Source organism: Hyphomonas pacifica (assembly GCF_000682675.1).
Taxonomy (GTDB): domain Bacteria; phylum Pseudomonadota; class Alphaproteobacteria; order Caulobacterales; family Hyphomonadaceae; genus Hyphomonas; species Hyphomonas pacifica.
Genome location: NZ_AWFA01000014.1, coordinates 36,521 through 58,823, shown reverse-complemented (window position 1 = coordinate 58,823; position 22,303 = coordinate 36,521). Strand labels below are relative to the sequence as shown.

Here is a 22,303-nt window from a genome sequence, read left to right as displayed (position 1 = left end):
CGCCTGTTCCAGACATCGCACCGGAATATGTGCCCGTCGTGTCCTGAACAAATTCTACCGTGCCACCGTTTACCACATCGCCTTGAATCGACGTCGTGTTGCCTGTCAGCATGCCTCCAGTGAGGGTCGTTCCGCCAGTGTATGTATTTGCCCCTGTCAGATACATGTGGCCACTTCCAGTGAGGTTCAGCGCTCCATTGCCTGTGACAGCTCCCTGCCAGAGGACAGAATTGTCCTGTAGATCAAACACAGAGTTTTGATGCTGAACAATAAGCTGTCGATTGGAGTTGAAACTACCGCCAGCCTGGAAACGGGCATTACCAATTGTCAGGGGTCCGCCGCCAAGATTGGAATCCCTGGAGGCCTGCAGGGTGCCTTCGGAAACCGTAAACCCACCGGATTGTGTATTTGTACCAGACAGGACAAGCAGGCCGGAACCGGTTTTTTTCATACCGCCCGCGCCAGTAAAGTCGCCATGGACAACAACGATGTTTTTCTCTGTATCGATGGTGCCGCCTTGGGATTGGACCGTGAAGCTAGTGTTCACACTGGTGTTCATACCGAACATCAGTGTACCACCAACAAAGTTCGGGTTCACAGCGCCATCGGCCAAATTCCCACCTGTATAATAAGTGGACGCCGTATCGATATCCGGAATTGTTGTTCCGCCCCCAAGGCTGTCATCAACATCAGAAGACCCTTCAGGAACACTGTTCAAGGCCACAGATGAGAAGATCAGGTATCCGCCAACACCGAAGAATTCCCCTTGACCATTGGCGATGACCGTAACCTCATTAAAGAAGTTGGTGTCGTTGATCGCACCGATGAAGTGTTCCTGACTGCTGATACGGTTAGAAATTCCTCCAAGAAGAAGAGGATCGGAATTTCCAAATCTAAGATACACCTCGGATGCGTCAGCACTTCCACCACTTGGCGTCGCATTGTTTGTTGTACAGCAGGTTCCCCAGTCATTCACCATTGTCCCAATGGCATTCATATCAAACGGCGTCGTTCCGTCGGTTTCAAAGAATTTATAGGTATACCCCATGGCCTCGGCACCTGCGAAGCCGCCGCTGTAAGAGTTACTCCAGTTGGTGAAGCCGTCACCACCTTCTCTGCCAGTTCCAGCATTGTTGGCCTGATTACCCGCCTGAGTGGTTTCGACAATGACAGAGGGGTCACCGGCATTCGGGCCGATGACCATGAAGCTGCTGCCACTGGTGCTGAGGATGTCATACTCATAGATCAGCGAAGTGCGCGTAGATCCCGGATTAGCTGCGTTATAGGCCGCATCAACCGTATCCTTGAATCTCTGGATACCGACATTGGCATCCTCGTTGAAGTACACAGCCGGCTCAGCATGAGCTGCGCCTGAATACAAAAGGGATGCGGCCATGGCCGCCAAGGATACCGACACCAGGGAATGGCGAGCTATTCTCTTACGCATATGCGGATAATAATACTTTTGATCTTTTCTCACGTCGCGACCTCCAACAATCACTCAACTTTAGAGAGGAAAATGTGCCTACTCTTTGCCGTCACATTGTTTATATAGTAATCGCTAGTGAATCAGAGATTACAATTCCGCCGAAGTCCAAGACCAAGCATTAGCAAAAGCTGGGAAGATTTTAACGCCTCTTAAGAACGTATTTACGAATACCCTTAATGGTAATTGTAGTTAATAATATATTTGTTATCTGCATATATATATACAGTTTATGCGAACCATACGAATAGACAGAGGCCAGAAGAAGCTGAGGTCGGTTCACCTCCATCGAAATCGAGATATAGCCTGACAGGCCACTGAACTGACACGCGCTCCAAGCTTGCAGCCCTTTTCTGCTGGGATTATCCAGGGCACAAAAGGAAATCAACCAAAGGATTAAAAATATCTTCGCCTGATCCACGGAAGCGCGTAAATCAAAATAAAATCATGCAAATCCGCATAGATATCTTCAGAGCAACGCTGCTGAGGAAATAAAAGTTAGGAACACCGGAAGGTAGTTTTCGGAAATCGCAGGATCATTTCGGCGCGGCTAAAATAGATTTGCGCGCTATTGGCGCGATCATCCGCGCATGTGGTACCTCTGGCCGGACTCGAACCGGCACTTCCGAAGAAAACGGATTTTGAATCCGTCGCGTCTACCAATTCCGCCACAGAGGCCCGATATCGGGAGCGCTTCTCCTGCCGCATAGGTGGGGCATATGTCAATCTTCTCGACGCCGTAGAAAAAGCTGGCTAACACATCTTCCATGCAAACACCCTCCCCCGCCAAAGAAAAAACCCTTCTCCAAACTCTGGAAGCCATGGCCGCCAGAGCCCCGGAAGAGGGATATTCCCTGCGCGAAATTTTTGACCAGCTAGACGAGAGCGCATTCGGGGCCGGCCTGTTTCTGCTGGCGCTACCTTGCTGCATCCCGTTCCTTTATGGCGTTCCACAAGTCGTATCCCTGCCAATGATGGCCTTGGCGGCGCAAATGGTCATGGGGCGCGAGCAGCCCTGGATGCCGGAAAAGATGGCCGCTCGGAAGATTGACCGGAAAGGGCTGACCCAAATGTCGAAGGGCGGCCGCAAATGGCTTGGCTGGATTGAAGCCATTGTCCGCCCACGCCTGACCATGATCACAGGAAAACGGTCTGAGCGGGTGATTGGCGCCTTTCTGTGCATTTTCTGCGCCTCAATCCTCGTCCCTCTACCCATGACCAATACCGTACCCGGCTTCGGGGTCGCTATCGCCTCTTTCGGACTGATGCAGAAGGATGGCCTCATGGTGATTGCAGGATTGCTGATCGGAACAGCCTGGGTCAGCGGCCTGATTGGGGCCGTTTTGCTCGGCGCCGTGACCCTGCTTGGCTAAGCCAATAACAGCAAAGTGACTACGCGCCGCATTGTGAAGCGACAATCTCCCGGCTTTAGCTGCGACATGACATTTTTCGTATCCCTGCTGAAAGACTGGAAATGGCCCTGCATAGCGGTCGGCCTGTCTGTCTTCATGCTGGCGGCAGCCCACGCTTTTGAAGCTTTTGGCGGCCTGGCACCCTGCCCGCTTTGCCTACGGCAGCGGGATGTCTATTGGGCCCTTATCGCCATGACCCTGACCGGACTGGCCCTTTGGAAGATTGTTCCCAAACGGCGCTTTCTCGTCGCGCTGAACGTTATGGTCGGCCTGGTCTTCGGCGTTGGCGTCGTCGTAGCCTTCTACCATGCCGGTGTGGAGTGGAGCATTTTTCCACCGCCGACGGGGTGTGCAGGAGAGGGGCCGATCGACCCGATGGCATTCCAGGACTTTAATGAGCCAATGCATGTGCCGTCCTGTACCGATGCGCCCTTCTACATCATGGGCCTGTCCATGGCGGGCTGGAATGGCGTGATCTCTGCTGTCATGGCGATCCTCAGCCTGGTTGCGGCGGGCGCAACCTTTCGCGGGGCGGCGTCCGATCAGCCGGGCTGATCCAGCGCCCCCATGCGCCGCTTCTTGAGGCGTTGTTCGCGCAATGTGATGTAGAGCGTCGCGGCGATAATGATGGCCGTGCCCACCCACGTCCAAAAGCCCGGCAGGATATGGAATAGGCTCAAATCAACCAGCGCCGCCATGGGAAGACGCAGATAATCCATGGGTGATAGGAAAGAGACATCTCCGATACTCATGCCGCGGATATAGCAATACTGTCCCATCACGCCGCATAGCCCCATCAGAACGATCAGCCCCCAATCCATGAGGGACGGCTCGACCTCCGGCCATTTCCAGATGGCTAAGGGCAAGAGCAGTACTGATGACAGGAAGTTGGCCCAGATCAGCAATGTCATCGGTCTGTGAAGACGCGTCAGGGACTTTACGAGCGTGATCGCCCCGGCCATGCAGAACGCTGCCGCCAAGGCCAGCATCATGCCCAGGCTGATGCCCATCTGGGGCTGCAGCATGATCATGACACCCAGAAAGCCGAGAAAGGTCGCGCCCCAACGGTGCACACCCACCTTCTCCCTAAGAACAAAAGCCGCCAGCACGGTAATGAACATGGCTCGGGAAAAGCTGATCGAATTGAATTCCGACAGCGGCATACCCACCGCATCAGAGACGGCATAGAACCCCAGAATGAAACCCAATGTGCCAAAGGCACTTCTGAGGAAGATCATGCCGGGCTGATGTATTTTCAGAATGCTGACACCCTGCTGGAAAATGACCGGCAGAGTCACGATCATCGCCACGGCCGAACGCCAGAACGCCAGGAAACCAGGGTCAAATGTGGCTGACTGGACCTTTGACAGCGTCAGAAATACCGTAAAAACAGCCCCCGAAGTGATCATCCATATCGCACCCTCAATGTTGCGCGGTGCCTCCGGGGTCAGTAGGTCTATAGGCTCCGTGTGGTCAGGATTTGTATGAATGGGCAATTTTACGCCTTCCGAAATTGACGAAATCGACCGTCTCTGGCGTGAGCTGCCGGCAGATCATATGTGGACGGGATGGGCGGCCTCCGGGCGAGAACCGCAACAAGTCTGGATTTTCCGGACACGAGCACACTGGCGCCGTTTTCCCCTCAGCAAGACAGGGTTAGGCTATAGCATCGCCGACGAAAGAGGCAGACCTGTCGTCCACGCAAGAAGCCTGAAAGCACTCCTCAAGAAGGTGGAACTGATTCCCGGCCTGGAAGCGCTGTCTCAGGATTAGGCGCGGCACCCTAGCCTGCCTGCATCTGGGCTCGCATCTGTTCCGCTTGCTCCGGCGTAATGCCCAGCGCATCCAGAAGTGGCCCGCCTGCAGCTTCATCCCAGGAATGTCGCGGCCCGACCGTCATGCCGCCATCGACAACGAACTCCCCACCCGTGATGAAGCTCGCCGCATCCGAAGCAAGGAATGCCACCATTTCAGCAATGTCCTCGCTTTTGCCTGTCCGGCCAATCGGCTGCATCGAGGCCCCTGCCTCAACCAGCATCGCGGCCATCTGATCGGCCTGCTCCCGCGGCAAGCCAAGCGAAGCGCCAAAGATCGAGGTCGCGATAAAGCCCGGCAGTACGGCATTTACGCGAATCTTGTATTTGGCGAGTTCCGCCGCTGCCATCTTTGAAAAATGCGCCACGCCTTTTTTAGCAACAGAATAGGTCAAGGGCGCATAGCCCGCTGTAATCGCGCTGATGGATGACGTGTTGATGATCGAGCCACCTTTTTCCTTCATATGCGGAATGGCGAATTTCGTGGCGGCAAAGACCTGTTTCAGAAGCAGCGTCATGGTCTGATCATAGGCATCCAGATCCAGCTCTTCCACACCATCCGGTGTGCCGCCATGGCCTGCATTATTCCACAGAACATCCAGCTGCCCGAAATGACCGGCGGCCCTGCCCATCAGCGCCTCCAGTTGATCCATCTGTGTCACATCGCAATGCACGAAAAGGACTTTGTCATCCCCGAAGCGTTGCTGCAGGGCCTTTCCCTTTTCATCCTGGATGTCACCCGCAACGACCCTTGCGCCTGCAGCGACAAATGTCTCGACCCCCGCCAGGCCAATGCCACTTGCCGCGCCGGTGATTATTGCAACCTTGCCTGACAGATCTGCCATGGATGTATTCCTCCCTCGTTTGGGAAAGAATGCGCCTGCTTTCCGCGTGGTTCGTCAAGTGGTCGCGGAAAAGATAAAGGCCATGCTCTGCGAACCTATTTCAGGCCAAAGCGTTTCCAGAATATCTTGTCCAGCATCCGTTTAGGCAAATGGGTCGGGATGTACCAATTGGTCAGCTTGTCCGGCACCGGAGCATATCGCGCCCTGGGCGTCGGGTCATCAAGCGCCGTCTCGATCACTTCGGCGATCTTCTCCGGCGGCAGGCCTGTGCGGCCGCCTTTCAGCATTACCTGCTCAAACGTCTCCAGAGAGTCTGCCCAGTCGCTGGAAGCATAGGGATCATCACTATTGGCCTCTTCCGCCTTGTCCCAAATTGGCGTCTTCACAGAGCCAGGACCAATCGCAATGGCATCAATGCCATAGATGACAAGTTCTCGGCGAAGGGCATCCGTCAGCGCCTCCACCGCGTGTTTGGTGGCCGCATAGGCGCCGAGGAACGGCGCAGAGAGCCGCCCGCCCACGCTGGTAATATTGACAATGCGGCCTGGATCTCCGGTGCGGGTTTCATCAGATCCCAGCAAGGGGATGAAAGCCTGGGACACACGCATCAGGCCAATCACATTCACCTGAAAATGTGCTTCGAAAGTATCCATCGGCTGCAAAGCCAGCGGGCCCATATTTGCGATGCCGGCATTATTGACGAGTCCATTGAGCTTTGCACCTTTCAGGCCTTCTGAAATCGTCGCAACAGCTGCTTCAATCTGATCTGGCTTTGTAACGTCCAGAATAATCGGGTGCAGGTCTCCCGGCGTATTGGCATGCAATGTATCGGCGTCGTTTTGCTTGCGCACTCCCGCATAAACGCACCAACCCTGTTTAGCCAAATGTCGCGCGGCGGCGGCGCCAATTCCGGTAGAGGCTCCGGTTACAAGTACGGTCTTCATGCGGTGATCCTTATCTGTCAGGATGGTCTGCTTTTTATACGCGCGAAAGCTCTGGTCGGGTCTCGCTAATCTGTCTTTCCGCCGTTGATGACACGGAAAACCGGACGCCCTTGCGGCGCTTTGCATTCGGGCTGCTCTGGTTTTTCATCTGTCTTGAGGTCTGCTGCGCGAACCAGTTTCGGCAGCTCGCGGGGCATGGGCGGGGAAGTCTGCGGCGCCTCCTCCTCAGGCTCTATGTCGTCACCCAACTGGCGCACACGAGGGACAGGACGCTTATTGAACCCGCCCTTCTTCTGGCCGAATCCCTTGCGCGCCTTGCCGCGCGCCTTCTTGTCGATTTCCTTGAGCTTGACCTGCTGCAATACTGAGAGCGGCTCTCCCTCATCGCCTTTCAGCGGGTCGGCAAAGGCGGAGCCATAAGTCTCGATCCGCTCTTCGACTTCTTCGAGAAACTGGCGCTCCCAATCAGAGAGGGGGGGCCCAAGCCCCTGCTCGGCCAGCTGCGCAGCCCTACGCAATTTGCGCAGCGCAGCCCGTTTCTTGCGTTCGTCGACATCCCTGCCCATGGAAAATATTATGGCGCATCCGGCGTCAGAGGCAAACCGCGCTTAGGCTTCGCCCAACGCGATCAGATAGGTTTCAAGCACCATCTCAGCTTCTTCGCGCTCGGCGCGGTCCTGCTTGCGGAGCTTTATAACCTGGCGCAGCGCCTTGGTATCAAACCCAAACGCCTTAGCTTCGGCGTAGATTTCCTTGATCTGCTCGGCGACCTCTTTCTTCTCTTCTTCCAGACGCTCTATTTTTGAGACGGTCTGGCGGAGTTTCTCGCGGGTCGCTTCAGTGAGATGCTGGATCGAGGCGTCGTCCATGAGAGGCTCCTTGTCTGAAAGAATCGGGGAGGAATTAAAAATCGAGCGCGCGTCTTAGCCGGAGATTTCACCGCTGGCCAGACGGCGTATGGCATCGGCAACAGCTTCACCCTCCGCATGATGCGGCATGTGACCTTCCGCCTGCAGAATAACCAGATCCACCGGCACCTGCTTCTTCAGGCGGCCGACATGCACCTTAGGCGTGATCACCGTGTCGCCACTGCCGGAAAAAACCACAATGGGCACAGTGAGTTCGCCATAGCGCTCCGACTGTTTGGCCAGCTCCGCTTCCAACGCCTGAACATCGCGCGCATTGGCACGAAAGTTCGGCGGGCGAAACAAAAGACCGATCGCCGACTTCTCAAAATAATTTTCAGGAACGGGGGCCGGGTCGAACACACCATTGATGCCGCTGGCTACCTGTTGCGGCCCGACAATCGGCACCAGCTGACTAAAGACTGGGCCGATCACAGGCTGCGAAGCAAAGCTGTTATACCAAGCCTGTCCGCCGCCGCCCCAGTCATGCGTGACTGGGGCGAGCAGGACGAGCCCTTTCACAAGGTCTGGCCGATCCAGCGCAACGCGCAAGGCAACCGCTCCGCCAAAGGAGTGGCCAACAAGTACAGCTTTCTCGCCCGGCGCCAGCGCGTCCAGAACGCCCGCCATCTGCGCGGCCTGCACGCCAAGCTCAGCCGCATCGGCCGGGCGTTCGGAATAGCCATGTCCGGGCCGGTCGGCCATCATGAGGCGATATTCATCCTCAAGGCGCGGACCGAGCGTCCAGGTAAATTCCCGTGCATTGGCGCTGGCGCCATGGATCATCAGAACTGGCACGCCTGTCCCGCCCTGCTGGATCACATGCACCTTGTTGCCATTCACCTCTACCATCTCACCAATGGCCGGGTTGGTCGCTTCCACACGGGCGGTGTAGGCCGCACTGGAGACGCATGCGCCTGTACCGATCACGGAAACTCCAAGGGCAGCAGCGGTCAGCATGCGCTTCAAAGGCCCTGCCCCTCAGTCAGCTTGGCGAGGCGCTTCTCGGCTGCCAGAGCCTGCTGCATGCGGGGATAGATCACGAGCGCCTCACGATAGGCCTCCAGCGCCTGATGTGGGGCTTCCATGCCTTCAAACATCATGCCCAGTCCGGACCAGGCCCCGAAATGGCGCGGTTCAAGGCGTAGCACCTCATTGAGGTCTCGCAGGGCTTCGGGATAGTTCTCTTCCATCAGGAAGATCGAAGCGCGGCGGTTCCACGCCTCCGAATAGTCCGGCTTGATCAGAATTGCGCGGTCATACAGGGCGCGCGCCGTTTCGATGTCGCCAGCAGTCTGCGCATCCACGCCGCGCTGCATGATAACATCCACGGTCGCTGAGCCAGACTCCATCCACGATGCCCAGATATCCAGTGCGACGTCATGCGCCTCACTATCGCTGGGGGCATTGCGCAGCTTTTCGAACATCTCGTCAGAGGGTTCGGCATGAGCCACCCCTACCAGAAACAGGCATGCGAGAAGAAAAACGCGTATCATTATCTGGATATTACGGCGCAACTGGTCCGCGGCAACCTTATCTTACCATCAGATCAGACCTTCAGAGCGAAGCGTGGCTTCAAGGCCATCTGCCGTCGTAAAGTGATGCGTCAGAAAACCCAATGCGTCCGCGGCCTCGATATTCTCCAGCCTGTCATCAACAAACAAAACCTCTGCCGGATCGGGATCATCCATTTTGGCCAATGCGTGGTGATAGATAACCGGGGCTGGCTTCACCATGCCGATCTCGCCCGAGATGACGGCGTGCCGGAAAACGCGCAGCAAAGGAAAAACGTCCAGCATCTCTTCCCAGGGGTCTGCCGGCATGTTGGAGAGCGCATAGAGTGGCACGTGTCGTGCCTGCAGCCGGGCGATCAAATCCGGCGTGCCGTCTACATAGCCATCGAACATCTCGAACCAGCGCTGCCCCCAGGCGAGAATATGGTCTTCGTAATGTGGGTATTCGGCGATCAAAGGCTTTGCATTACCCGCAAAGCTTTCGCCGGCATCATGCCTGTTATGCCAGGCCATAGTACAGACGTCCGCAAGGAACATGTCGCGTTCCTGCGGCGTTTCTAATATCTTCGAATACAGTCGTGCGGGATCCCAATCGAGAACCACACCGCCAAGATCAAACAGGACAATCCGGACAGCCATAGTGCCGCCTCATTGCCTGTTCATGTTCACGTCAGCCCTGTTTTGCTTTGAAGCGAGGGTCAGTCTTGTTGATGACGTAAACGCGGCCCTTGCGGCGCACGATCTTGCAATCGCGGTGACGCGACTTGAGGGATTTGAGAGACGAGCGGACTTTCATGGGCCTAGCCTGTGGATCATAAGGAAATGGAAAGCGGAGCGCGTAATGAATCCGGTGAAGAGAGTCAAGGTTGCATGCTGTTATGAGCATGCAGTTTCAGGAGCAGAAAAGATGGCACAGTTCGCGCTTCGGCGGTCTCATATCATTGCTGCGGCCAGCCTGACAGCTCTTTTGGCTTCATGTGCGCACAGCCCGCAGCCGCCTGCTCCGTCTCAGCCTCCCGTGACATCCCCTTCCCCGGAAACTGGCCCCATTAGCTACGAATCCTCAGGCCATGCCGACATAGATGCCTGGCGGAAAGACTTTTCGGCTCGGGCACTGGCCGCGGGGCATGACCGCGCTGTTGTGAAATCTGTACTGACGGGCATTTCTCCGCTGGAGCTGTGGCTGGGAAGCACGTTCCAGCCCGCCCAGACTGGAATCGAGGATCAGGCCGAGTTTGCCAAACCGATCTGGGATTATCTGCGCGTTCCGATGAGCAATAGCCGAATCTCGACAGGTCAGGCGCGTCTGGCGGAGAATCCTGCGCTGTTTGATGCGCTGGAGGCCGCCTACAATGTCGACCGGGAAGCTATTGTCGCGATCTGGGGCATGGAAACCAGCTTTGGGGCCATCAAGGGCAATTATGATGGCCCGAACGTGCTAGCCAATATGGCCGTGGAAGGCCGCCGGAAAGGACTGGCCGAGAGCGAACTGCTCTCCCTGATGAAGATTCTTGAAAAGGGCGATGCCCAGCGCGATGATTTAAAGGCTGGCTGGGCCGGGGCCATGGGACACACCCAGTTCATGCCCTCCACCTATATTGCCTTCGCGCAGGATTTTGACGGCGATGGCCTGAAGGATATCTGGAACAGCGAAGCCGACGCCCTCGCCTCTGCCGCCAATTACCTGTCCAGCTCCGGCTACGCCCTGCATCAGCCATGGGGCATCGAAGTGCTGGCCCCTACCGGGTTCGATTACAGCCTGGCCGATGGCAATGAGCGCCGCATGGAAAGCTGGATGCAGGCTGGCCTGGTGCCTGCCGCTGGCGGCGCTTTCAACACCAATGGTGCCAATTACGCCGAGCTATGGCTGCCTGCGGGCGCGGAAGGCCCAAAATATCTGCTGTTCAACAATTTCAAGGTTTTCAAGACCTATAACAATGCCGACTCCTACGCCTTCGCCGTCGGCCTGTCAGGAGATGCCATGGGCGGGCGCATGGGGCCCGTGGCCGCCTGGCCAACCCATCTGCATCCGTTGACTGTCAGTGAGATCAAGACGCTACAGGCGGCCCTGAACGCCAAGGGCTTTGATGCGGGCGTGGTAGACGGCATTCCCGGTCGCAAGACCAAAGGCGCCCTGCAGGCCTTCCAGAAGTCTCAGGGGCTGGTCGCAGACGGCTACCCGACCCGCGAAGCGCTGGCCATGGTGACCGGAAGCGGATCTGTCGGTGTCGCTGTCAGCCCCGGCACAAACTGATCAGAACACATCAATTTCATCTTCGTCCGGCTCGCCAAGGCCATCCTTGAGCACGAACCGGGCGAACAGAGCCATGCAGACCAATAGGCCTGAGCAGAAGATGAAAGGCAAATGCGGGTTCACATATTCATATATGAACAGCCCGAAAAAGGGCGTGATGATAAATCCCATCCCATTTGCCGAAATGACCAGTCCCGCCACATTGCCCTGCAATTGAGGTGAAACAGCAAGCGAGGCGCCGCTGGAGAAGCCTGGCCGCGCAAGCCCCTGCCCGATGCCGATACAGAATTGCGCCAGGATCAAGGTCGCATAGTCCGCAGCAAAGACCATCAGCAATGCGCCCGCCAGTAAGGGCAGGCATCCGCCCCACATCAGCGTCTTGTTCTTCAACTTCATGCGCGGGATAAGCACCAGCTGCGCCAACAGTACAGCGAGCGCCCCGACGGTGAAGGCCGGACCCGTATATTGCGCGGCTTCCTTTCCGGCGACATTCAGCTTGTCCATCACAGAGAAGACGAACACCTGCGTCAGCACACCTGTCGTCAACGAGAGGGACACGGCGAAGATCAGGAAGGGCAAGACATTGCCAGAGCGCCATAAGCCTCGCGCGCCGGGAATCTCTTCGATAAGTTTTGCGTCTGTAACCGGTTCACGTTTTTCCGGCAGACGGAACCAGATCATGGCGGCCATCGTGTAGGCAATCAGCGCCGTTAACAAAAGTGGACTGAGCAGGCCGAGCGTTGCCACAAGAGCGGCCGCGAAAGCTGGGCCGATAACGGTGCCAACACTGAAGCCGGATGTAATGAACGCGATTTCCGACTGGCGTTCAGCCTGGCTTGTCCGGTCTGCGACATAGGCCTGCGCCGCCGGGTTGGTGCCGGAGCCGATCAGGCCGAAGATACACCGCGAGAGCGCGAGACAGGTGAAGACGAGAATCGTGCCTGTCATCACCCGGTTCAGGCTGAGCCATCCCATGATAAAGAGCAGCAGCATCGAGGTTCCAAAACCCGCAAGCCCCAACGCGGCAACAGGCCGTCGGCCCCAGCGATTGGAACGCCCCCCCCAGAAAGGCGAGGTCAGAGACCAGCACAAAGCCGAGAGCCCGAAGATTGCGCCCGCCATCCAGTCCGGCAGGCCGATCTCCCGCGTCAGGGGCGGCAACACAGCGGCAATCAGCATCGTATTGCCGGAACCAATGGCCATCAGGGAAAAGAACAGGAGAAAGAATGCCCCCCGGCGATCCGGACGCGACATGTCTGGCGGTGTGGAGCCTCCCGAATTCATGCACAATGTCTTCAACTGCGTCCGGCGGAATGTCCAGCAAGAAGATTTCCGCCGTGAGTCGACTTGCCCATTAGGCGAGACCGATGAGAGAACCAGCCTCCAGGAATTGTCTTTAAGTTGGACAATGGCCTAACCCTCGTCATAATCTTGCTAAAGGGTTAACCTAAGGAGCTGGGAGTACCTTGGCAGAAATACGGGGATATCTCACATGCTGCGGAAACTGACATCGAAACCAGCCCGGCTGGTTGTGGGGACGGCGGTGGCCAGCTTGCTGGTTCTGGCCGCTTGTGATCAGCAGGATACACGCCTCGAACGGGCCCGTGACCTGGCAGACGCCACCTTGGATCAACTCAGCGGCCGCACGATTGTGGAGCAAGACGGAACGCCTGCTCTGGAAACTGCAGATGTCATGGATCGCGCCATTGCCGGTACGCTGCGCAATGACATGCCATTCGATACCGAGAGCGAGCGGCCAATGTTTGCCATTGGCTCAATCATTGCGAAGCCGAAAGACATCCCACCAGCAGAAACGATGGCGGTTGAGACAGAAGATGAGGTCTTCCTGGCTGATCCTGAGGCACTGGCCGAAACCGCAGAAGAAAGTGCGGACTCTCCGCCCGTCGCTGCTCCCACCCCGAGCACGAGCCGCAGCCTGACCATTGTAGAGCCGGCTCGTGTCATGCCCAAGGTGAAGCTGGACCCCAATGCGCGCAGCAAGAGCCTCAGTGAAATCGAGAAAGCCACGGAAGAACTCGAACGGACAGCCGAGTTGGAACCGGAGCCCCCAACAAAAACACGCTCCCTGTCTCCCCGGTCACTTGAAGCGGCCCCGGTTCAGGAAAAGGAAGCGGCAAGAAAACTCGCCCGTCGCTCTGTCATCAGCAAGGATGCGATCCGCGCACAGCGCGATGCCAATTCCGTCATGCTTGACACACTGTCAAAATATGGCGTGGGCGGAGAAGTCGCCATGTCGCGTGAAGGTCAGATGGTGATACAGATTGGCGAGGATGGCGGCAGCCCGACGCGCTTCGATACGCAGAGTGGCCCCAAGAGCGCCTTTCAAAATTTCCTCGCCATCGACCAGAAGATTGAATGCCCGGATGATCCGGACATGGTGACCGTTCAGTCCAATCCGGTGATGGCAACGGAGTGCATCGTTAAGGATCTGCGCGCCTCCGGTCAGTTCGAATATGTCGAAAAGGACTATATTTTCGAAAACCAGTTCGCCCGCAAACCTCGCCCCGATACGCCGGGCACCAGCCCTGATGTCACCGGCGGCACGATCACTGAAACAGACATCACCCCGAATGATCCGCTCTGGTCGCTGCAATGGCACTTCCAGAACAATGGCACCGGCGAAGGTGAATCCAGCGGTGGCGCAGGATTTCAGGACTTTTGGACCCGTCAGGGAACGGAAGGCTCGCCCGACATTGTTGTGGCTGTGGTCGACACCGGCCTGCAGATGAACCATCCGGACATCAAGGACTCTCCGAACATCGCGCCCGGCTGGGACATGGTCTCAGACCCTCGTATGGGCAATGATGGCGATGGACGCGATAGTGACCCGAACGATCCGGGTGATTTGTGCGATCCTTCCGTGCCTTATGCCGCGGATACATTCCACGGCACCCATGTGGCCGGCACAATTGGCGCCGCCGCAACAAACAATGGCGCAGGCGTTGCCGGCGGCGCATGGAATGTGAAGATCGTTCCGGTGCGCGCCCTCGGTAAATGCGGTGGTCGGCTGTCGGATATCAATGACGCCATTCGCTGGGCCGGAGGCCTGATCCCGGCGGAAGACAAGGAAGGCAATGAGGTGTGGAATGACAATCCGGCGGACATCATCAACCTGTCCATCGGCCTGTTCGAATACTGCCCGGCCTCTCTTCAGGATGCGATTGATTCCGTCACGGAGCGTGGTGTGATCGTCGTCTCAGCTGCCGGCAATGCCCGGGTCGCCACGCAATTCTACGCGCCCGGCGGCTGTGCCAATGTGATCAGCGTGGCAGCGGGTGACGCGCGTGGCCAGATTGCACCATATTCGAACTTTGGCCCGGAAGTCGACATCCTCGCGCCGGGCGGAGATCTGACACGCGACGACAATGGCGATGGCCGTCCGGACGGCGTGCTGTCTACCAAGGCCTCCACCAATTGCTATGATCCCGTCACTGGCGAAGGCGTTGAAAACTGCTTCTACGCCTATGAGCAAGGCACCTCCATGGCGGCACCGCATGTATCAGCGGCCCTTGCCCTGCTGAAGGCACGGGACCCGGACGCGAATGCCGATACGCTGATCTCTACGCTACTGGCCGCTGTCGACCCGCGCGAGCCTCAGCAATGTGCTGGCTCTTGCGCACTGTATCCTGGCACAACGCCTATCGAAGGCAGCCCGGACATGTGCCTGCGGCCCTGTGGTCAGGGCCTGCTAAATCTGGCCAAAGTGCCGGAACGTGCAACAGGCGGCGGTGGACAATAATGGCAGGACGCCGCTCTATTCCCTTCCATGTCGGGGGCCCGCTGGGCTTGGCTGGCCTGACCATGCTGGCTGGCGCTGCGGGTCTGGTTGTGGTCGCAGGCGATGACCGCGAACGCCCCGCTGTGGAGACAAAGGAGACTTTGCCGACGGCTGGCCCGGACCTGCAGGAACCGGATGCAATTCGCCCCTCCCCGGAGCAGACAATCCAGCCGGGTGCTGACCTGGACGCGCCTTATGATCCCATAGCGCGCCCTGCGTCTGAGCCCGCCGGGCCGGTCACTGTGCCAACCTCCATCACGGGTGCAGAGGTGACATTCATTGTCCGCATCAAGGGACATAAGGAAGTCGACACGATTTCCCGCAATTACAAACGCGACCACGAGATCGCCGAAAAGGCCTATACTGAATTGTCAGAGCGCCTACCAGGTCTGAAGGAATTCCAACTGGTTGGTGCCAGCTATTCAGGCGAACTCAAACTGGCCTATAGACTGGCACCCGGCGTGGAGCCGACCCGCGGCGCGATCAACGCGATCAAGGACAAGATCATGGCAATCGAGGGCGTTGCCTATGCTGATCCAGACTATGTGGCCCATCCCGGAGAGGACTGACATTCATGACCGCCCCCCGCACTCTTGTTTTGGCGAGCGTCTGCTGCCTTGCGCTTGGCGCCTGTGACTTCCTGATTGCCCGCAAGTCGGATGACACGGACGCAAATGCCAAAACCGAAACGGTCGCGCCGCCCACAGAGGATGTAGCAGGCATCCAGCCCGCCGCGGACGACGCGTCTGTCGTGGTCGCCAGCACGGCAAATATCGACTGGGAGGCGGCCCGCCGCGACATGGCCTCTACACCCAGCAGCAGCCGGGAGACGACCGGATTTCAGGTTGAGGCAGAAGCGGCCGCGCCACCTGTGCCGGTTCTTCTGCCCACCGGCATTGTCGTGCCGCAGGGCGCAGAGTCCGGCGTGCGCTTCCAGCCCATGTCCGACGGATATTTCGCCACCTATCCGGGCATAGACTACGATATCATCGTGAACGGAACGAATGAGGTGCTGGAGATTCCGGGCGACAGCCCCCCTGCCGAGGACACCGCCCTCACCTACACACCGACCATGACGGGCGCGCAAGTCTCCTTCTCCCGCTATGGCGCTGACTATCTGGTCGAGTTTGAGTGCAAATCCATCGAAGGTGGCGAGGCGGATTGCATTTCGGAAAACGAGGCGCTCGAAGTCACCCGAAAACTGGTCATTGCGGGGACACGCTAATGAGATCTGCCAGACTACTGATCGCTTCGGGTGCCGCCCTGCTCGCTCTGTCGGCATGTGATTTCATCCGTTTTCCGGGTGATGGCGGCCCGCCGCCGGAAACACCAGAACCCGGCCCCGCCGTACCCCCCGGAGCGCCAGGACCACCGCCTCCGGCAGCACCTGTGGAAGACCCATACGGTCTGGGTGGTGACGCTGAAACCCCGGATGATACGGATCTGCCTGCTCCGCCTTCAGAGGATACAGACACGCCTGATCCCGTTTCTGACGGGACGGATGCAGACGATGTTGAAGACCCTGCTACAGACCTCGACGCAGACCCTGTCGACGACGTCATGCCCGATACACATGCACCGGATGAGACAGAGTCGCCGGAGGTTCCAGACACGGGAACCGGTGAAACGCCCGAGGACGCAACAGATACTCCGACAAGCGAAGAGCCGGACGCTGAGCCTGAAGACACGGGCGAGACTGGGCTTGACACGGAAACACCCACCCAGCCCGAACCCGTTTCTGATACAGATACAGCAGAACCGACCTTCAGCTATTATGAAGCAGGCGCGCTGCTGCCCGGCTCTGGCCAGGGCGCACCGGATCAGACCGTCTATGCACCGGACATGGTCTTTCCGATTGCCGACGCGCCTGCCTATCTGCAATCACAAGTCTTCAGCTTTGGCGGCGGCGTTGCGGGCGGCGACCAGTGCGACGCGCGGAACTATGCCTATCCCTGGCGCGACAATTTCTGCGAAGTCAGAAGCGCTAATCGCAATTCTCCTTATTGCCCGCAGAACAAGGTTCATCAGGGGCAGGACATTCGCGTCGGGTCTGCCGAAAGCTGCAATACAATACGCAGAACCCCAGCCGCTGACCGGGCATTTCAGAAAGTGGTCGCCGTGGAAGACGGCATCATTTCGCATGTCGGTAGCTATAGCGTGAATTTGCGCGCGGGGGGACGCATCTACAAATACATGCACATGAACATGAACAAGCTGGAGGTGAAAGCGGGCGACGCGGTGAACGCCGGAGACCATATCGGCTATGTATCAAATGATTTCGGCGGCACACCAACCACATTTCATCTGCATTTTGAGATCACGCAGAATGGCGGCAATGGCCAATGGGTCCACGTTCCACCCTATCTGTCTCTCGTCAAAGCCTATGAGCGCCGTGAGAACGGCCCCGGCGAAGCGATTGAAGCGCCCAGCATCGGGGTCGCCAGTACGCCCTTCGTCATCCCGGAAGGCATGGAAATCATCGAATAAGCGACGGGCTTGAGCCTCAGGCCAGCTTGAAGGTCAGCGCCACACCATTATTGCAATAGCGCAGCCCCGTGGGCGCTGGGCCATCTTCAAAAACATGCCCCTGATGCCCAAGGCATCGGGCGCAGTGATATTCCGTACGCACATATATCAGCTTGCGGTCTGGCCGCGTGCCAAGAGCGCCTGGTAAAGCATCCCAGAAACTTGGCCAGCCGGTCCCGGAATCGAATTTCGTGCCGGATGAGAACAATGCCAGGTCACAGCCCGCACAATGGTAAGTGCCTTCCCCGTTCTCCTTGTTCAGGGGAGAGGTGAAAGCACGCTCGGTGTCTTCACGACGCAGCACATTGAAAGCAGGCTCGCTGAGCTGGTCGCGCCACTCAGCGTTTGTCAGATTGCGCCATTTGCTGTCAGCATATTTGTCTGCGTTGCCTGCATTATCGGTCTCGGCCGCACTGGAGGCCGTATTGCCGGAACAGGCCGCAAGACCCAAAGCAGCCCCGCCGGATAGAAGAAGCGCGCGTCTTGAAAGAAGATGTTTCATACCAGTCATACGCAAAACATAGCGCTCTGGTTCTCTCGCGCTACACACAAGCGCGTGAGCAGATCTTACCGGTCTTCCTCAGCCCAGACTTCACCATCCAGATCATCCAGCTTTGTCTGCAGATGGGCCCGCACATCCGCGACGGCCTGATTGTAAACTGTCGGCCCGAGTGTCTTCAGCATCAGGGCTACAATCTCGTCGGCACGAAACTCGCTGAGGGTTTCATCAAATTCTGTCGCAAACAGGGTTTGCAGATGGCTCCTGAGCGCTTCACGTCGCTCATCCGACAGATCAATCGGCTTCATCTCCATCTCCCTCCGGCGACTCTTCGGGCTGGTTCCGGCCAAAGTTCACGGTGCCAGAATCCTGGCCCGCATCAATAATGGCCTTGCGGATGGACCGCGCACGGCTGAACTCCTTGAACAGGGTTTCGCCATCGCCCCAGCGAATGGCCCGCTGCAGAGCCGCAAGGTCTTCCGAAAAGCGCCCCAGACATTCCAGCACGGCATCCTTGTTGGTAAGGAACACATCGCGCCACATCACAGGGTCAGACGCCGCAATCCGGGTGAAATCCCGGAATCCCCCAGCGGAGTATTTTACCACCTCCCCCTCTTCCACCGTTTCCATATCGAACGCGGTGGAGACGATGTTGAACGCGATCAGGTGCGGCAGGTGAGACGTAATCGCCAGAACCCGGTCATGCCGCGCGGCGTCCATCGTCTCCACCTTCGCGCCAAGCCCGCACCAGAAGGCTTCAAGCTGAGATACAGCCGCGGCATAGGCCTCATCGCCCCCTTCCAGCGGGGTCAGGATGTGCCACGCATTGCGAAAGAGAGAGGCAAAGCCGGCCTCCGGTCCGGACTGCTCCGTCCCGGCAATCGGGTGACCGGGAATGATATGTACCCTTCCATCAGCCGCCGCGGCCAGCGCACTGGAAGCCTGCCCCTTCACGGAGCCGACATCCGTCAGGATCGCGCCGGACTTCATGGCAGGCACAGCGTTTGCCGCTACAGCGGACAATGCACCAACCGGCACACACAGAAAGACACAATCCGATGTCTCGACCGCAGTCTTCAGCGTATCCGCCACATCCCCCAGACCGATTGCCGCAGCCCGGCGGCGCACATCCGCATCGGCATCATACAGGCTGACAGACCCGGCGACACCATACTCGATGGCTGCCCGCGCAATGGAGGCGCCGATAAGGCCTGCACCAATGATGGCGATCTGTTCGAAGACTGGTTCGGTCATGATGGTCCTGCTGTAAAATACCGCCCGATCTGGTGGGCAAAGCAGGCGCGAAGGTCAAGAGCCAGCAGCTGGAATTGGCCCCGCGTCCTGCATCGGCCTGCGACTTACAAGCCGCCTGCAGCCATCTACCGCAGATGACACAGGGCGCTGGCGATATAGTCTTGGCGAAATAGAAAACGCCACCATGTCAGAGCTCTGACAGGACTAAACTGGCACACTCCGGACATGTGATTGCACCAGCCACGCTGAAGCGCGGGTCAGTCACACAAGGTCCGAACAGAAAGGGACTAGAAATGAGCAACGCATCCCCCATTCTCTCCGGTATCCGCCAGCGGTGCGGCAAGTGCGGCGAAGGCAAGCTGTACAGCTCATATCTGAAACTGAACGAGTCCTGCCCGGTTTGCGGCCGCGACATGTCCAAGGCCGATACGGCTGATGGCCCGGCTTTCTTTGTCGGTTTTGGCGTCCTGCTTTTACTTGCACCCTTCCTCTTCCTCCTGCCGATGAGCCCGCTGCCCTTGATACCAAAAGTTCTGGCCTTTGTGGCACTATGCGGCACAGTGATTGGTCTCTCGCTATGGCTGCTGCCCGTAGCAAAGGGTGTGCTGCTGAACCTTCAGCTGCACCATGATGCGGTGGAAGCAAGTTTTGAGAAAAACGGCGAGTCCTGAGCCCGCCAACTTCCTAGCCCGAGACAGCCTGCTCGTCACGCTCACCCGTGCGGATGCGGATAATGCTGTCGAGATCATAGATGAAGATCTTGCCGTCGCCGATCGTGCCCGTATTGGCAGCCTGGCTGATTGCCTCGGCATAGCGTTCGGCGGCATTGGAAGCGCAGGCGACCTCAACCTTTACCTTTGGCAACAGGCGGACCTCATATTCGGCCCCGCGATAGACTTCCGTCTTGCCCAATTGGCGGCCATAGCCGCGAACTTCGGAAACGGTCAGGCCAGTAGCGCCTGCTTCGGACAGCGCATCAATGACCGCATCCAGACGGCTCGGCTTGAAAATTGCGGTCACGAGTTTCATGGCGCATAATCCTTTGATCTTAAATTAGAACTACAAAAGTAATCGGGCAGCGTAGGGCGTCAATGGCTTTCACGCCCATTGGTGGTCACAGGACGCGTAATGCGTACCTTTTCAGTCACAGGCGCCGGGGCACCGCCTCCTGGAGAGGCATAAAGTCGCTTAACTGCCTCAACAAGCACCACTCCGCCAAGGCCTGGCGCGAGGAATCGCCCCATCACCTCCCAGCCTTCTGCGGCGGAGGTGACAACCGGATTGCCCACAGGCGGCATATAGAGTGCGCTGGCCGACGCTGTCACCTGAAACAGGCCGATCGACAGAAGGTTCATCAATTGCGAGCGCGTCCAGGGCCGCCCCTGACCGAAGGGCGTGCGCGTAGCCCGCGACCAGAGACCGGACCGGTTGGAGGCTGCCAGCACGATGCGGCCCTCAGGCGCGGTGATGCGCCAGATCTCACGCAGATAGGCACGCGGGTCGCCCGTTTCTTCCAGACCGTGCAGGACGATAACGCGGTCAAACAGGCCGTCTGGAAAGGGCAAACGCACATCGCCGACAGAAACGGCCGCATTGCCCCTTCCGGAGGGGTCCCAGCTGACCTGGCCATGTTCATGCGGCACAGCCGCCACCGTGCGCGCGGGTGCTTTTCCGAAGGCATCCAGCACAGGCACTGCATAACCAAGCCCCAGAAGCGACAAGCCCCTTGCATCGCCCCACAGATCCGTCAGCTTGCCAGACAGAATACGCGCGGCAGCCTGCCCCAGCGGAGCAGAATAAAAACGCTGCAAGGTGACGGCATCCTGACGCATGGCCCTCTCTATGCTAGTTCAGTCTCAAGGAGACCCAGATGACGCAGATTATCCTCGACATACATCAATTTCCCTGTCTGAACGATAATTACGGCTATCTCGTTCACGAACATTATTCTGGCGAGACGGCGGCCATCGATACGCCCGACGCCGACAAGTACCTCGCTGAGGCGAAGCGGATGGGCTGGCACATCACCCACATCCTGAACACACACTGGCACCCGGACCATGCAGGCGGTAATTTGAAGATCAAAGAAACGACGGGCTGCACCATCTACGGCCCGGCCGGCGAGGCAGAAAAGATCCCCGGCATTGATGTGCGCCTGTGCGGCGGCGAGACGGTGGAATTCGGCCGCGCCACCGCCCGCGTGCTGGACGTGCCGGGCCATACGCTCGGCCATATCGCCTATCATTTCGCGGAGCAGCACAAGGCATTTGTCGGCGACGCGCTGTTTGCGCTCGGCTGTGGTCGCGTCTTCGAGGGCACGATGGAGATGATGTGGGAGAGCCTCTCCAGGCTGAAGGCCCTGCCGCCTGAAACGCGGATATACTGCGCCCATGAATACACGCAGGCAAACGCTCGCTTCGCCGAGACGATAGAGTCCGGCAATGCAGAGCTGGCCGATTATGTAAAGCAGATCGACGAACGCCGCGACAAGGGTCTGCCCACCGTGCCGACATACCTCGACCGGGAGCTCGCCACGAACCCCTTCCTGCGCGCCGACATGCCGGAACTCCAGGCCGCCATGGGCCATCCGGGCGACGCCGTCGCCACCTTCGCTGAGATCCGCGGCCGCAAGGACAAGTTCTGATGCCGGCGATTTCAGGGGACCTTGGCCCCAATGAAATCATTCGCCTCCTGAACCTGACGCCCCATCCGGAGGGCGGGCATTATGGGCAGACGTTCGGGTCCGCCACCCTGGAGGATGAACGCCCGGCTGCCACGCTGATCTACTATCTGCTGCCAGGCGACGAGCTATGTGCCTGGCACCGCGTCGACGCAGACGAGATCTGGCTATGGCATGCAGGCGGGCCTTGTCGCTGACACTGAGCGCGCCTGATGGCAAGGGTGCGTCAAATAACCTTGGGCCCTGACCTGCGTGCAGGGCAGCAGCCGCAAGGGGTGGTGCCTGCCCATCATAGGCAAACGGCGGAGACCCTCGGCGCATGGACGCTGATCAGTTGCGTCGTGGTGCCCGGCTTTGACTTCAGCTGATTT

General features: G+C 58.2%; 26 protein-coding genes, 1 tRNA gene and 1 pseudogene. 11 read left to right on the top strand and 17 right to left on the bottom strand.

Annotation, left to right across the window (positions count from 1 at the left end):
- Together HY2_RS06430 and HY2_RS06425 are read right to left on the bottom strand one after the other, a co-directional pair.
- Positions 1 to 1,480: autotransporter-associated beta strand repeat-containing protein (locus HY2_RS06430; protein WP_199285696.1), on the bottom strand; the 1,480-nt coding region annotated here is incomplete at its 3' end.
- 599 nt (positions 1,481 to 2,079) lie between these two features.
- Positions 2,080 to 2,164, bottom strand: a tRNA-Leu gene (locus HY2_RS06425).
- Between the two features lie 89 nt (positions 2,165 to 2,253).
- Here HY2_RS06425 and HY2_RS06420 point away from each other — a divergent pair.
- Both HY2_RS06420 and HY2_RS06415 read left to right on the top strand, forming a co-directional pair.
- Complete coding sequence (locus HY2_RS06420) at positions 2,254 to 2,859, top strand: exopolysaccharide biosynthesis protein (protein ID WP_034825852.1); 606 nt, start codon at positions 2,254 to 2,256, stop codon at positions 2,857 to 2,859.
- A 66-nt stretch (positions 2,860 to 2,925) separates the two neighbouring features.
- The gene (locus tag HY2_RS06415) at positions 2,926 to 3,453 is read left to right on the top strand and encodes a disulfide bond formation protein B (RefSeq protein ID WP_034825850.1); all 528 of its coding nucleotides are present in this window, start codon (positions 2,926 to 2,928) and stop codon (positions 3,451 to 3,453) included.
- Here the strand turns inward: HY2_RS06415 and HY2_RS06410 are convergent.
- Positions 3,441 to 4,394: a DMT family transporter gene (locus tag HY2_RS06410; protein WP_158535298.1), complete on the bottom strand. Its 954-nt coding sequence runs from the start codon at positions 4,392 to 4,394 to the stop codon at positions 3,441 to 3,443. The two genes, HY2_RS06415 and HY2_RS06410, sit on opposite strands and share 13 nt — an antisense overlap.
- Between HY2_RS06410 and HY2_RS06405 the strand changes: the two genes are divergently transcribed.
- Positions 4,387 to 4,671 carry a hypothetical protein gene (locus HY2_RS06405; protein WP_034825846.1) on the top strand — a complete coding sequence of 95 codons (285 nt, stop codon included), beginning with the start codon at positions 4,387 to 4,389 and terminating at the stop codon, positions 4,669 to 4,671. The two genes, HY2_RS06410 and HY2_RS06405, sit on opposite strands and share 8 nt — an antisense overlap.
- A 10-nt stretch (positions 4,672 to 4,681) precedes the next feature.
- Here HY2_RS06405 and HY2_RS06400 read toward each other — a convergent pair whose 3' ends face one another.
- From HY2_RS06400 to ykgO, 8 genes are all read right to left on the bottom strand, one after another.
- Positions 4,682 to 5,557 (bottom strand): SDR family NAD(P)-dependent oxidoreductase, encoded by an 876-nt coding sequence (locus HY2_RS06400; protein ID WP_034825844.1) that lies wholly within the window; start codon positions 5,555 to 5,557, stop codon positions 4,682 to 4,684.
- Between the two features lie 95 nt (positions 5,558 to 5,652).
- On the bottom strand, positions 5,653 to 6,501 hold the full coding sequence (locus HY2_RS06395) for an SDR family oxidoreductase (RefSeq protein ID WP_034825841.1): 849 nt from the start codon (positions 6,499 to 6,501) through the stop codon (positions 5,653 to 5,655).
- Positions 6,502 to 6,566: 65 nt separating this feature from the next.
- Entirely contained in the window at positions 6,567 to 7,067 is a 501-nt protein-coding gene (locus tag HY2_RS17545; RefSeq protein ID WP_064773885.1) for a hypothetical protein, read from the bottom strand.
- A gap of 42 nt (positions 7,068 to 7,109) precedes the next feature.
- Positions 7,110 to 7,370 carry a DUF2312 domain-containing protein gene (locus HY2_RS06385; protein ID WP_034825837.1) on the bottom strand — a complete coding sequence of 87 codons (261 nt, stop codon included), beginning with the start codon at positions 7,368 to 7,370 and terminating at the stop codon, positions 7,110 to 7,112.
- A 54-nt stretch (positions 7,371 to 7,424) separates the two neighbouring features.
- A complete protein-coding gene (locus HY2_RS06380; protein WP_034825835.1) occupies positions 7,425 to 8,366 on the bottom strand; it encodes an alpha/beta fold hydrolase in 942 nt (313 codons plus the stop codon).
- 5 nt (positions 8,367 to 8,371) lie between these two features.
- Positions 8,372 to 8,902 carry a tetratricopeptide repeat protein gene (locus HY2_RS06375; protein ID WP_034825833.1) on the bottom strand — a complete coding sequence of 177 codons (531 nt, stop codon included), beginning with the start codon at positions 8,900 to 8,902 and terminating at the stop codon, positions 8,372 to 8,374.
- A 48-nt stretch (positions 8,903 to 8,950) separates the two neighbouring features.
- Positions 8,951 to 9,559: an HAD family hydrolase gene (locus HY2_RS06370; RefSeq protein ID WP_034825831.1), complete on the bottom strand. Its 609-nt coding sequence runs from the start codon at positions 9,557 to 9,559 to the stop codon at positions 8,951 to 8,953.
- Between the two features lie 31 nt (positions 9,560 to 9,590).
- The gene (ykgO, locus tag HY2_RS06365) at positions 9,591 to 9,716 is read right to left on the bottom strand and encodes a type B 50S ribosomal protein L36 (RefSeq protein WP_011648318.1); all 126 of its coding nucleotides are present in this window, start codon (positions 9,714 to 9,716) and stop codon (positions 9,591 to 9,593) included.
- A gap of 222 nt (positions 9,717 to 9,938) precedes the next feature.
- Here ykgO and HY2_RS06360 point away from each other — a divergent pair, with 222 nt between their 5' ends.
- Positions 9,939 to 11,174, top strand: coding sequence for a lytic murein transglycosylase (locus HY2_RS06360; protein WP_233346680.1), 1,236 nt, complete (start codon positions 9,939 to 9,941; stop codon positions 11,172 to 11,174).
- Here HY2_RS06360 and HY2_RS06355 read toward each other — a convergent pair whose 3' ends face one another.
- Positions 11,175 to 12,458 (bottom strand): MFS transporter, encoded by a 1,284-nt coding sequence (locus HY2_RS06355; RefSeq protein ID WP_051594787.1) that lies wholly within the window; start codon positions 12,456 to 12,458, stop codon positions 11,175 to 11,177. It lies immediately after the preceding gene.
- Between the two features lie 208 nt (positions 12,459 to 12,666).
- Between HY2_RS06355 and HY2_RS06350 the strand changes: the two genes are divergently transcribed.
- The 4 genes from HY2_RS06350 to HY2_RS16695 are packed head-to-tail and all read left to right on the top strand — an operon-like array spanning position 12,667 to position 17,460.
- Entirely contained in the window at positions 12,667 to 14,934 is a 2,268-nt protein-coding gene (locus HY2_RS06350) for a S8 family serine peptidase (RefSeq protein WP_051594786.1), read from the top strand.
- Positions 14,934 to 15,542 (top strand): hypothetical protein, encoded by a 609-nt coding sequence (locus tag HY2_RS06345; RefSeq protein WP_034825827.1) that lies wholly within the window; start codon positions 14,934 to 14,936, stop codon positions 15,540 to 15,542. The genes HY2_RS06350 and HY2_RS06345 overlap by 1 nt, the downstream gene beginning before the upstream one ends.
- Positions 15,543 to 15,547: 5 nt before the next feature.
- Positions 15,548 to 16,198 carry a hypothetical protein gene (locus HY2_RS16700; RefSeq protein ID WP_051594785.1) on the top strand — a complete coding sequence of 217 codons (651 nt, stop codon included), beginning with the start codon at positions 15,548 to 15,550 and terminating at the stop codon, positions 16,196 to 16,198.
- Positions 16,198 to 17,460, top strand: a complete 1,263-nt coding sequence (locus HY2_RS16695) for a peptidoglycan DD-metalloendopeptidase family protein (RefSeq protein WP_051594784.1) — start codon at positions 16,198 to 16,200, stop codon at positions 17,458 to 17,460. The genes HY2_RS16700 and HY2_RS16695 overlap by 1 nt, the downstream gene beginning before the upstream one ends.
- A gap of 16 nt (positions 17,461 to 17,476) precedes the next feature.
- Here the strand turns inward: HY2_RS16695 and msrB are convergent, their stop codons facing one another.
- From msrB to HY2_RS06320, 3 genes are all read right to left on the bottom strand, one after another.
- Complete coding sequence (msrB, locus tag HY2_RS06330) at positions 17,477 to 18,001, bottom strand: peptide-methionine (R)-S-oxide reductase MsrB (protein ID WP_206741000.1); 525 nt, start codon at positions 17,999 to 18,001, stop codon at positions 17,477 to 17,479.
- A 65-nt stretch (positions 18,002 to 18,066) separates the two neighbouring features.
- Complete coding sequence (locus HY2_RS06325; protein ID WP_034825873.1) at positions 18,067 to 18,306, bottom strand: DUF2164 domain-containing protein; 240 nt, start codon at positions 18,304 to 18,306, stop codon at positions 18,067 to 18,069.
- A complete protein-coding gene (locus HY2_RS06320; RefSeq protein ID WP_034825824.1) occupies positions 18,293 to 19,252 on the bottom strand; it encodes a prephenate/arogenate dehydrogenase family protein in 960 nt (319 codons plus the stop codon). Before HY2_RS06320 ends, HY2_RS06325 begins: the two co-directional genes overlap by 14 nt.
- A gap of 293 nt (positions 19,253 to 19,545) precedes the next feature.
- Here HY2_RS06320 and HY2_RS06315 point away from each other — a divergent pair, with 293 nt between their 5' ends.
- Positions 19,546 to 19,923 (top strand): DUF983 domain-containing protein, encoded by a 378-nt coding sequence (locus tag HY2_RS06315; protein WP_034825822.1) that lies wholly within the window; start codon positions 19,546 to 19,548, stop codon positions 19,921 to 19,923.
- Between the two features lie 13 nt (positions 19,924 to 19,936).
- On the opposite strand, the gene HY2_RS06310 is transcribed toward HY2_RS06315, so the two are convergent.
- Entirely contained in the window at positions 19,937 to 20,281 is a 345-nt protein-coding gene (locus HY2_RS06310) for a P-II family nitrogen regulator (protein WP_034825820.1), read from the bottom strand.
- 59 nt (positions 20,282 to 20,340) lie between these two features.
- Complete coding sequence (locus HY2_RS06305) at positions 20,341 to 21,084, bottom strand: class I SAM-dependent methyltransferase (protein WP_034825818.1); 744 nt, start codon at positions 21,082 to 21,084, stop codon at positions 20,341 to 20,343.
- 50 nt (positions 21,085 to 21,134) lie between these two features.
- Here HY2_RS06305 and gloB point away from each other — a divergent pair, with 50 nt between their 5' ends.
- Both gloB and HY2_RS06295 read left to right on the top strand, forming a co-directional pair.
- The gene (gene gloB, locus HY2_RS06300) at positions 21,135 to 21,896 is read left to right on the top strand and encodes a hydroxyacylglutathione hydrolase (protein ID WP_034825871.1); all 762 of its coding nucleotides are present in this window, start codon (positions 21,135 to 21,137) and stop codon (positions 21,894 to 21,896) included.
- A pseudogene (locus HY2_RS06295) lies at positions 21,896 to 22,300 on the top strand (cupin domain-containing protein). Before gloB ends, HY2_RS06295 begins: the two are co-directional and overlap by 1 nt.
- Positions 22,301 to 22,303 lie beyond the last annotated feature (3 nt).

Coding starts and splice junctions, on each gene's coding strand:
- HY2_RS06420 (WP_034825852.1), top strand. CDS start 2,254: ATGCAAACACCCTCCCCCGCCAAAGAAAAAACCCTTCTCCAAACTCTG.
- HY2_RS06415 (WP_034825850.1), top strand. CDS start 2,926: ATGACATTTTTCGTATCCCTGCTGAAAGACTGGAAATGGCCCTGCATA.
- HY2_RS06405 (WP_034825846.1), top strand. CDS start 4,387: ATGGGCAATTTTACGCCTTCCGAAATTGACGAAATCGACCGTCTCTGG.
- HY2_RS06400 (WP_034825844.1), bottom strand. CDS start 5,557: ATGGCAGATCTGTCAGGCAAGGTTGCAATAATCACCGGCGCGGCAAGT.
- HY2_RS06395 (WP_034825841.1), bottom strand. CDS start 6,501: ATGAAGACCGTACTTGTAACCGGAGCCTCTACCGGAATTGGCGCCGCC.
- HY2_RS17545 (WP_064773885.1), bottom strand. CDS start 7,067: ATGGGCAGGGATGTCGACGAACGCAAGAAACGGGCTGCGCTGCGCAAA.
- HY2_RS06385 (WP_034825837.1), bottom strand. CDS start 7,370: ATGGACGACGCCTCGATCCAGCATCTCACTGAAGCGACCCGCGAGAAA.
- HY2_RS06380 (WP_034825835.1), bottom strand. CDS start 8,366: ATGCTGACCGCTGCTGCCCTTGGAGTTTCCGTGATCGGTACAGGCGCA.
- HY2_RS06375 (WP_034825833.1), bottom strand. CDS start 8,902: ATGATACGCGTTTTTCTTCTCGCATGCCTGTTTCTGGTAGGGGTGGCT.
- HY2_RS06370 (WP_034825831.1), bottom strand. CDS start 9,559: ATGGCTGTCCGGATTGTCCTGTTTGATCTTGGCGGTGTGGTTCTCGAT.
- ykgO (WP_011648318.1), bottom strand. CDS start 9,716: ATGAAAGTCCGCTCGTCTCTCAAATCCCTCAAGTCGCGTCACCGCGAT.
- HY2_RS06355 (WP_051594787.1), bottom strand. CDS start 12,458: ATGAATTCGGGAGGCTCCACACCGCCAGACATGTCGCGTCCGGATCGC.
- HY2_RS06350 (WP_051594786.1), top strand. CDS start 12,667: ATGCTGCGGAAACTGACATCGAAACCAGCCCGGCTGGTTGTGGGGACG.
- HY2_RS06345 (WP_034825827.1), top strand. CDS start 14,934: ATGGCAGGACGCCGCTCTATTCCCTTCCATGTCGGGGGCCCGCTGGGC.
- HY2_RS16700 (WP_051594785.1), top strand. CDS start 15,548: ATGACCGCCCCCCGCACTCTTGTTTTGGCGAGCGTCTGCTGCCTTGCG.
- HY2_RS16695 (WP_051594784.1), top strand. CDS start 16,198: ATGAGATCTGCCAGACTACTGATCGCTTCGGGTGCCGCCCTGCTCGCT.
- msrB (WP_206741000.1), bottom strand. CDS start 18,001: ATGAAACATCTTCTTTCAAGACGCGCGCTTCTTCTATCCGGCGGGGCT.
- HY2_RS06325 (WP_034825873.1), bottom strand. CDS start 18,306: ATGAAGCCGATTGATCTGTCGGATGAGCGACGTGAAGCGCTCAGGAGC.
- HY2_RS06320 (WP_034825824.1), bottom strand. CDS start 19,252: ATGACCGAACCAGTCTTCGAACAGATCGCCATCATTGGTGCAGGCCTT.
- HY2_RS06315 (WP_034825822.1), top strand. CDS start 19,546: ATGAGCAACGCATCCCCCATTCTCTCCGGTATCCGCCAGCGGTGCGGC.
- HY2_RS06310 (WP_034825820.1), bottom strand. CDS start 20,281: ATGAAACTCGTGACCGCAATTTTCAAGCCGAGCCGTCTGGATGCGGTC.
- HY2_RS06305 (WP_034825818.1), bottom strand. CDS start 21,084: ATGCGTCAGGATGCCGTCACCTTGCAGCGTTTTTATTCTGCTCCGCTG.